This window comes from Undibacterium sp. Di24W, from assembly GCF_049340325.1.
In the GTDB taxonomy this organism is placed as follows: Bacteria; Pseudomonadota; Gammaproteobacteria; order Burkholderiales; family Burkholderiaceae_D; genus Undibacterium.
In genome coordinates, this window is record NZ_JBMPOP010000016.1 from 1 (window position 1) to 5,619 (window position 5,619).

The 5,619-nt window shown below is 49.1% G+C and carries 5 protein-coding genes; 2 read left to right on the forward strand and 3 right to left on the reverse strand.

What is annotated here, in order from left to right; genetic code table 11:
* Positions 1–127 (reverse strand): DUF4214 domain-containing protein (locus ACO0KZ_RS20385; RefSeq protein ID WP_422998611.1); only part of this gene is annotated, 127 nt, incomplete at its 3' end.
* Between the two features lie 270 nt (positions 128–397).
* Between ACO0KZ_RS20385 and ACO0KZ_RS20390 the strand changes: the two genes are divergently transcribed.
* Both ACO0KZ_RS20390 and ACO0KZ_RS20395 read left to right on the forward strand, forming a co-directional pair.
* Positions 398–1,246, forward strand: a complete 849-nt coding sequence (locus ACO0KZ_RS20390; protein WP_422998603.1) for a 3-keto-5-aminohexanoate cleavage protein — start codon at positions 398–400, stop codon at positions 1,244–1,246.
* 37 nt (positions 1,247–1,283) lie between these two features.
* The gene (locus ACO0KZ_RS20395) at positions 1,284–1,988 is read left to right on the forward strand and encodes a hypothetical protein (RefSeq protein ID WP_422998605.1); all 705 of its coding nucleotides are present in this window, start codon (positions 1,284–1,286) and stop codon (positions 1,986–1,988) included.
* A 35-nt stretch (positions 1,989–2,023) separates the two neighbouring features.
* Here ACO0KZ_RS20395 and ACO0KZ_RS20400 read toward each other — a convergent pair whose 3' ends face one another.
* Both ACO0KZ_RS20400 and ACO0KZ_RS20405 read right to left on the reverse strand, forming a co-directional pair.
* Positions 2,024–3,583 (reverse strand): glycosyltransferase, encoded by a 1,560-nt coding sequence (locus ACO0KZ_RS20400; protein ID WP_422998607.1) that lies wholly within the window; start codon positions 3,581–3,583, stop codon positions 2,024–2,026.
* Positions 3,584–3,811: 228 nt separating this feature from the next.
* Positions 3,812–5,619: beta strand repeat-containing protein (locus ACO0KZ_RS20405; RefSeq protein WP_422998609.1), on the reverse strand; the 1,808-nt coding region annotated here is incomplete at its 5' end.

Consider the following 5,619-nt stretch of genomic DNA (forward strand, 5'->3'; position numbering starts at 1 on the left):
GCGCGTAAGTTGCGCCTGCATCTAATTTACCAACCCAAAATGCCAAGCCGTCACGCTCTGGTGCGCGGCCGAATAGAGAAACGTATAACTCTGTAATCTGTGTGCGCATTGCCGCTGTAATTGCCATTGAGTGCTCCTAAAAAGTTTGATTTTTCTTACGTGGTGTTGAAGTATTTGTTTATGTAACTAAAAGCCAATAACGGATTCCGCCGTGAATATATCATGCTCAATGGCAAGTATAATGTGACGACGCGCACACACTAAGCTTAAAATTACACGATGTGCCAGATAAACACAAAAGTACAAGACATACTGGACATAAAATGAAAGCGTTACACTAGCGCACCCACAAACAGTTAAGCAGTCGAGCAAGACCAGCGGCACAATCCAGCGCCTAATGTCATTACTTATGAACTTACATACACCTCTTATTATTAATTTAGCCCCGACTGGCATGCTTCCTACGCGCAGCCAATCGCCCTACGTGCCCTTGACGCCGCAAGAAATCATAGAAAATGTGCGCAGTTGTTTTGCTTTAGGCGTCTCCATGGTGCATTTGCATGCCCGCGATCAAGACCACCATGCCAGCAATGACGTTAAACTCTATGCCGACATCATAGAGGGCATACGCTATCACTGCCCCAGCATCGTGATAGTCACCACCACCAGCGGCAGAAATACCCAAGATATTACTCAACGCGCCAGCAGCTTAATGTTGCAAGGTGCTAGCAGGCCTGACATGGCAAGCCTGACCTTAGGCTCCATGAATTTTGCCAGCACCGCTAGCATCAATTCACCTGCCGACATCACGCAGTTGGCGCGCATCATGCACGAACAAGGCATCAAACCAGAGTTAGAGATTTTTGATCTCGGCATGGTCAACTTCGCCAAAATCCTGATCGACAAAGGCTTGCTAAGCCCGCCATTTTACTTCAACATTATTCTCGGCAATCCCGCCACCGCACAGCTCAAACTAGCGCACTTGGCTAGTATCGTTGCAGATTTGCCAGAGCAATCGATTTGGTCAGTGGGCGGCATTGGGCGCTATCAAACCGCTGCAAACGCCTTGGGAATCACCATGGGTCACGGGGTACGTACGGGTTTGGAAGACAATTTATGGTATGACAATCAGCGTACGCAACTAGCCAGCAATCAGCAATTCGTTACGCGTATCGTGAGCTTGGCGCGCACCTTAGACAGAGCGATTGCGACACCCAATGACACGCGTGCGTTATTAGGTTTGTAGTCCCATTCACCAGCAAGATCTTTTGCAGCAAAGCAGCATGAACTCAAATTTAATTTCAAACGCGAAAAGTAATGAACGAGCACTCGTCATTTTTGGCGCTAGTAATATTCTCTCCGACATTTTCGACTGCGCTTTGGCGAATGGCATACGGATAAAAAAGATCGTCCTTCACATGCCCGAGTCTGAAGGCGAACGCGATCTGCCTTTACGCACCAGAATACAAAGTTGGGGCGCATACGGCGCACTACCAGACATTATCGCTATCGACGATTTTCAACCCGAGCCAAATGAAATCTATTTACTAGGCCCGACCACGCCAGAGCGCATCAACATAACGCAAATTTTGGCGCAAAAATTCGACATACAATACGGCACACTGGTTCACCCACAAGCCTATGTCTCACCTCTAGCGCGCCTGTCACCCGGCGTGTTTATTGGTGCCAAAAGTGTGATTGGCCCTGGGGTAGTTTTGCATCCCCACGTATTTATCAATCGCGGTGTGACGATAGGACACGATACTCAAATAGACGCTTATTCACGTATACAGCCAGGCAGCAATATTGGTGGATTGTCAAAAATAGGTCATAGCGTCACCGTCGGCATCGGTGCCACATTATTGGAACGTCTGGTCATAGGCGACCATGCCTTCATAGCCGCTGGTGCGGTCGTCACCAGCGATGTCGCGCCAGCCTCATTAATGGTCGGCATACCTGCCAAATTTAAGAAATCCCTAAACACATAGCATCAGCTCTGGGGGTGCGCATGCTGCACCTTACCTTACGTACGCAATCGATAACGCGTCACCGCCAACTCGCACGCCTGCTGCAAACTAGGTGCGGCTTGCGCCAAATCCAACGCTTGATTAAAGTGCGTTTGCAGTTGCAGTCCCATCGTTTGTCGGTATCCGGCGTCTTGAATCAAGCGCTGCAATAGTTCAAAGTAAGAAGGTAAATCTGATACCGCCGCTGCACCCAATTTGTCTCCCCCATCGGTATCGCGCATACTCACCGCTGGCACCGCTGCTGCCATCGCTTCTGCAACGGCAAAACCGCCCCCCATCATAGGCGGATTCACGTAGACGTGGGTGCAACTCAAATACTTCAATGCATCAGCACAAAATGGCACGCACCGTACCTGTGCCGCAACACCTGCCAATGCGGAGGGTAATTGCCCATTCCCGCCTACGATCAACCACCGTATTTGCGGGAACCGAGCCAGCACCTGACACATCCCATTCGCCCAAGCGCCACTAATGCGCGCTTCGGCCTCACTCACCAAGGTGGTCAACACCACATGATCCACGTTCCACTCCAGACTTGTCACATTCACTGGCAGCAATGTAACTGGGCGATCCAAGCGATAAGGATGATAGAACGCCACACCGTTATGACCCGCAGTACCCCAAGCGGAGAACGTGCTGTCATGTAAATCCTTTTGTGCAGTCAACCACAGATCAGAGGGCGATATCGGTGCCAAAGAATTCACACCCAAACCCAAAACAGGGCGTTGCGAGTACAACATCGCAAGTAAGCCTGAATACAAGCCCACAGTCATCACCAGATCAGGATCAAATTGCGCCATATGCGTCACCAGACTCAGCCAACGTTGACTGATAGAAAACCGCACATCACCCGTCATCACTTGCCCACCCAGCCCCAAATAATGCTCCCATCCTTGCGTCACAAACTGCGGCGTCTGATGCACGATGCCGCTTCCCAAATAGTGCTCACTATCGGGCCCCAACATTTCTTGTGCGGCATATAGCACCACTTGATAACCGCATTGACGCAAACAACGCGCCTGCTGTAAAGCCATCAACGTTGGAGGATGCTTAAGATTGGTCAACAAGGGCGCGATCAAGGCCACTTTGCGTATCGTCGAAATCGGTCGCGATGGCAGCTTTGGTGCAGGCAATTGTTGTACATGTTGATTCAAACGAGCAGCAATCTCGGGCAAGCTAATCGCCGACAAACGTGCATAAAACGAAGCTCGATCTGGAATATCCAAGAGCACTCTTTGCCAACTGCTCTGAAAAAAAATCACGGCACGATCAGGATCAAACTCGGGCAAGCTCAATAACACTCGCCCTCCTTGCGCCAGATACTCAGGCCGACCGGTCAGTACATCTAAAAAACTGGCACGCAAAAAGCCCGCATAACCATGCTCATCGACACGCGCCAAGATCGCTCGCTCTACTTGCAAGGACAGACGCGCATCCGCCAGTCGTCGCAACAAAGTCACCATCCTGTGCCAGCCAAAACTAGCGGTTGGATTCTTCAATGTACGCGCTAACGCGTCTTCTAAAAGACGCACATCGTCTTGCGGGGTTTCGATCATGGCGCTATGAATAGGAGTTAAACACGGATTGAGTAGATTACGCACGAAGTATATAAAAGAATGAAACCTAACAGTGAACTACAATTTTCTGTTTCACCCACAAAAAAACCCACCTCTTTGCAGACGTGGGTTTTTTGTTTCGCACAACAGGGAGGCTGTTATCCCCCTGCTGCTTGAATTGCATGGGTAGCTTGCGCCACCCATACTTTTGCTACTGAGCTTACTGAATTAAGCGATGAAGTCGCCAGCAACGATAGAACCCGCGCCAACGATTTTAACGATAAAGTCAGTTGCATCAACTGTACCTACTGTGCCACCGATGTTTTGGAAAGCATAAGTACCAGCTGCTGTACCAGCGCTTACAGTGATGATGTAAGCCTGTGTATTCGCTGCCAATGTTGCGCCAGCTGCTGTTGCTGCTGTTGCGATTGCTGCTGCCAATGTTGATACGTCAGCTGTAGCGATAGTCAAAGCATTCAATGTAGTTGCGTTTGTACCTGTCTTGAATACGTCAGCACCCGCTACTTTGAAGTTCGCTACTGTATCGATGTTCGCCAATACAGAACCAGTCGTGATAGTTTCAGCACCAGTTGCAGTTGCAGACAAGTTGATAGTATCAACGCCTGTACCGCCAGTTACTGTTACTGCAGTTGCTGCTGTACCAGACAAGTTCACAGTTTGACCACCAGTACCCAATACGACTACGTCACCAGTTGCGCCTTTAGCGAAGTTCAGAACAACGCCAGCACCGTTTTCGTTTGTGAATGTGTAGCCAGTTGCTGCAGAGCCAGTCACGTTCAATGTTTCAACGCCAGTTACCAATGCACTGATGTTCAAGTTAGCACCGATAGCACCGATGTTCAACACGTCTGAACCCAAGCCACCATCCAACGTTGTTGCACTAGCGATTTGTGTCGCTGTGTAGTTGAATGTATCAGCACCAGTACCGCCAACTACGCTCACTGTGTTAGTACCAGCAGTGAAAGTGTTTGTGCCGTTAGCCAATGTGAAACGCTCGATCGCTGCGTTAGCAACGATAGTACCGGCTGTCGTGAACGCAATAGTTTCTGTGTTGCCAGCAGTTACTGTACCTGAGAAGCTGTTGTATTGTGCAGCTGTCATTGTGTACACGCCAGTAGCAGACATAGTGACATTTTCGAAGCCAGAGATAGCAGCACCAGCGACGTTTGCACCAGCAGTTAATACCAATGTATCAGATGTACCTGCACCAGCACTGAAAGTACCAGTGTAAGTTTGCGCATCCAATGTCAATGTGTTGTTGCCTGTACCCAAGTTCACGTTACCAGAGTTGAACGTTGTACCAGTGCCTGTCAAGTTAACTGTATCATTACCTGTGCCGCCATTAACTGTAGTGATACCAGTTGTAGTTGCACCGAAAGTGATACTGTTAGTTGCGTTAGCCAAGTTCAAAGTCTTGATGTTAGTGATAGTACCGCCAGCTGTACCGTTACCGATTGCAACAGCTGCTGCATCAGTAATAGTCAACGTGTCAGCATCAGCCGCATTACCATTGACAGTAGTACCGTTCAATGTGGCAACCAAACCAGAGAAGTTGTCATTCACGCCTGCTGTGCTTGTGAATGTACCGCCAGCTGTCAATGCTGTTGCTGTCAATGCTGTACCGCCGCCGTTTGTTGGGTTAGTACCAACAACACCAGTAGTCACTGTTGCGCCACCAGACAATACCACTGCATTAGATGTTGTCGTGTTGTTCACGCTACCACCAGTTGCATTGGATGCTGATGTTGTATCGATAATCAATGTACCGCTAGTGACAGAGATCAAAGACAAATCGATGTTGTTTGCACCAGCGATATCGTCAACGATAGTCAATTGGTGTGGAACATTACCTGTGAATGTGATCACTGGTGTGGACAAGCTCAACGCTGCACGAGCTGCTACCAAGGCTGCGTATTGTGAAGCAGTGATAACTACAGCAGAGTTTGCTGTGATGTTTTCGATGCCAGACAATGTTGCGCCTGCCAAGTTGATCGCACCGTAAGTGACCAATGTAT

Excerpts from the sequence above, each read along its gene's own strand:
- ACO0KZ_RS20390 (WP_422998603.1), top strand. The coding sequence starts at position 398 with ATGTCATTACTTATGAACTTACATACACCTCTTATTATTAATTTAGCC.
- ACO0KZ_RS20395 (WP_422998605.1), top strand. The coding sequence starts at position 1,284 with ATGAACTCAAATTTAATTTCAAACGCGAAAAGTAATGAACGAGCACTC.
- ACO0KZ_RS20400 (WP_422998607.1), bottom strand. The coding sequence starts at position 3,583 with ATGATCGAAACCCCGCAAGACGATGTGCGTCTTTTAGAAGACGCGTTA.